Origin of the sequence: Alkalihalophilus marmarensis DSM 21297, from assembly GCF_000474275.2 — a bacterium.
In the GTDB taxonomy this organism is placed as follows: domain Bacteria; phylum Bacillota; class Bacilli; order Bacillales; family Bacillaceae_D; genus Alkalihalophilus; species Alkalihalophilus marmarensis.
Genome location: NZ_ATAE01000049.1, coordinates 1 through 3,222 on the forward strand (window position 1 = coordinate 1; position 3,222 = coordinate 3,222).

Consider the following 3,222-nt stretch of genomic DNA (forward strand, 5'->3'; position numbering starts at 1 on the left):
ATGCTTCGCTTTCCGCGGTGAGCTGCTGAGCTTCCTCGGGCTTTAGCCCTGTGGGATCTCAGCCCTGCTCTAGGCACCGCAGGAGTCTACGCATATTTCATCCACTAAGTACTGTCTTTGAAACGGATATAGTGGGATGCTTTCTATTTCGATCAAACCAATCGAATGATAAATTAATTAACTTTACTAAAAGCTAAGATCACTTAACAACTTCTTATAACAAGGGAGCATTTTACAACGTCCTTCCTCCTTTGATTGGAGCGGAAATCAACACCCCCTGTTAGGATGGATACTTTTTGCAGTGTCTGCGTTTATTACATCTGCTCCAGTTTTGTCTCAGCCATTTTATAAATCTAACTAGGAACATCAAATAGATTAAGGTATGATAGGTGGATCACTTACGTTAGAAAGGATGTGGTCCCATGAATGGTCAAAACCGCTCCTCTATTAAAGTCGGTCAGCGCGTTCAGATTGTTTTGAAAAAAGACCAACGCTCTGGCACGTTAACAGAAGGCATCATCTCACGCATTTTAACGAAATCACCTCATCACCCGCACGGCATAAAGGTGATGCTCGCAGATGGCCAAGTAGGACGTGTAAAAGAAATTCTAGAAGAAGCATAAGAAGAGGAGGCCTCCTTTTCTTATGCTTTTCTTTCTACATGAAGCTCAATTATATGCCCATCAGGATCGAGACAAAAAATCTGAGCGAATCCGCTTTTGCTTAACGGCTTTTCGATGACCTCTATCCCCTTCTTCTTAAGCCAGCTTAAAGCCTGGTCATAATCTTCTACTCTAATAGCAAAGTGATGTCCCCTTGAATCTATTATCTTCTTCTCTTCTATTTTGTTACGGTCTTCGATTAAATGCAGCTGGCCTCCTCCAATTTGAAACCAAGCCCCTCTGAAATCAAAGCCAGGACGCTCTATTTCTTCAAGTTTTAAAATTTCTTTATAAAACTGTATCGATTGATTTAAATCCTTCACAACAAGACTTACATGATGAAGATCAACTATTTTAAGCACTTTGACCTAGCCCCTTTGTCGTTTTTTATTAAAAATTCCTACTATTAAACCGATATGTATATAGAGGTATGCATTTATAAGGAGGATGGAGTAAGTGAAATCGATTCAAGCAAAAGTAATCACCCTCATCTGTACGCTGCTCTTGATTACGTTAGGCGTTGTTTCCACTTTAACGTATTTTCAAGTAAAACAACAGGTTGAGGAAAATGTTCGAATTGAAGGGGAATCCCTTGTACAAGAAAAAACAGATCTCATTTCATTGTACTTAGAAAATTTCGCATCATCTCTTGACCGTTACAGTCAAGATGGACGCATTATAGACATGCTCGAAGCAGCAGAAGAAGAACAAGAAGCTGCGTGGACGATTGTTAACGAAGACTTTCAAACGTTCAATTCCCTAAATGAGCACATAGCTGTTACATATATCGGTTCAAACGAAGGGGAATTTTTTACGGAACCATTTATTGATGTAGGTTCAGATTATGACCCGCGTACACGTCCCTGGTATATAGCAGCAGAAGAAAATCCAGCAGCTGTCATTTGGACAGAGCCCTATGAAGACGCTAGTACGGGTGAATATGTAGTCACTGCAGCCAAAGCTGTAACATCTGGTACAACTGTGCTCGGAGTCGTATCATTTGATTTATATTTAGAAAACTTAACATCGATTATTAATTCTAGCAGCCCTGGGTACGATGGCTACTTTTTCTTATTTGACCAATCTGGAATTGCCCTTGTTCACCCAACACTAAACGGGGATCAAGCTGATCATCCGGTAGTGTCTCAATTTATTCAGTCAGAGAACGAGAACGGCTTTATGGACTATCAGTCAGAGGGAGAAAATCGTCTCCTTTATTACGATACGGTTTCTGAAACAGGCTGGAGGACAGGTGCTGTATTCCTACATGAAAATATGATGGCTGGCGCAAGAGATATTCGCACTACGATCATTGTGATTGCTCTTGCTGCTATTTTATTATCAGGCGGTATTGCTTATATTTTCTCAAGAAGAATCACCAAGCCAATCGTTGCATTAAAGAAAGAAGTAAGCCGTGTAGCAAACGGAGATCTTACAACGACGATGAACAGCACATCTAAAGATGAAATCGGACAACTGACCAATGATTTTAATGTCATGGTAGGATCTATGCGTGAGTTGGTTGAATCCATTCAAGCATCGGTTGAACAAGTAAATGATTCGGCAGAAAGCCTAAGTGCAGTTTCTGAGGAGACAATCGCTTCAAGTGAGGAAGTGGCAAATGCCATTAGCGAAGTGGCATCCGGCTCTACCCAGCAGGCGGAAGATGTAGATGGGGCAAAAGATTTAACGATTGAGCTTTCCAATCAAATTGAAAAAGTCGATTACCACTCGGATGAATTGGTCGTCCTCTCTAAAAAAGCAACAGAAGAAAATCAAAAAGGCTCTACGCAAGTAGCTCTTCTGCAAGAGAAAACAAAAGCATTTAATACTGTGATTGGAAATGTAGAGAGTGTCGTGGAAACCCTTGCTAACCGCATCAAAGAAGTTGAGCAAGTAATTAATACAATTAACGATATCTCGAATCAAACGAACTTACTTGCTTTAAATGCAAGCATTGAAGCGGCTCGAGCTGGTGACAGCGGACGAGGATTTGCTGTCGTCGCTGATGAAGTTCGAAAGCTCGCTGAGCAGACTTCTCAAGCGACAGAAAAGGTCCGCCACACAATTGAAGGAATTGAAGCGGAAACATCTAAAGTCGTTAGTGAAGTACATTCTACAAAGACAATTACAGCTGAACAAAATACAGCAGTGGCCGCAACAGAACAATCGTTTAATGAAATTGAATACGTTGTAGGCGATATTATCCAAGCGATTAACCTTATTAAAGAAGAAGTAAGACATATGAATGAACGTAAAGATTCTGTTGTCGCATCCATTGAAAACATTGCTGCTATTTCTCAGCAATCAGCAGCTGCTGCTGAAGAAGTAACAGCTTCCACAGAAGAACAAATGCGTGCCCTAGCTACCGTATCTGACTCTGCTGAGGTGCTGACAGATGCAAGTGAACTTCTTACTGAGCGAATGAATCGTTTTAAAGTATAAAGACAGAAAAGACCCTAACTTGAGTAAACTCAGGCTAAAATGTACCCTATAGAGTAGACACTTAAAAAAAGTCTACCTATAGGGTACTTTTTTGTATAATAAATAACATTACTAC

3 protein-coding genes are annotated in these 3,222 nt (G+C 40.5%); 2 read left to right on the plus strand and 1 reads right to left on the minus strand.

The window, feature by feature from the left end:
* Nucleotides 1-422: 422 nt before the first annotated feature.
* The gene (locus tag A33I_RS16960) at nt 423-623 is read left to right on the plus strand and encodes a YwbE family protein (protein ID WP_022629528.1); all 201 of its coding nucleotides are present in this window, start codon (nt 423-425) and stop codon (nt 621-623) included.
* A gap of 20 nt (nt 624-643) precedes the next feature.
* Here the strand turns inward: A33I_RS16960 and A33I_RS16965 are convergent, their stop codons facing one another.
* On the minus strand, nt 644-1,024 hold the full coding sequence (locus A33I_RS16965; RefSeq protein WP_022629529.1) for a VOC family protein: 381 nt from the start codon (nt 1,022-1,024) through the stop codon (nt 644-646).
* 94 nt (nt 1,025-1,118) lie between these two features.
* On the opposite strand from A33I_RS16965, the gene A33I_RS16970 reads away from it, so the two are divergent.
* Entirely contained in the window at nt 1,119-3,107 is a 1,989-nt protein-coding gene (locus tag A33I_RS16970) for a methyl-accepting chemotaxis protein (RefSeq protein WP_022629530.1), read from the plus strand.
* Nucleotides 3,108-3,222: the final 115 nt, after the last annotated feature.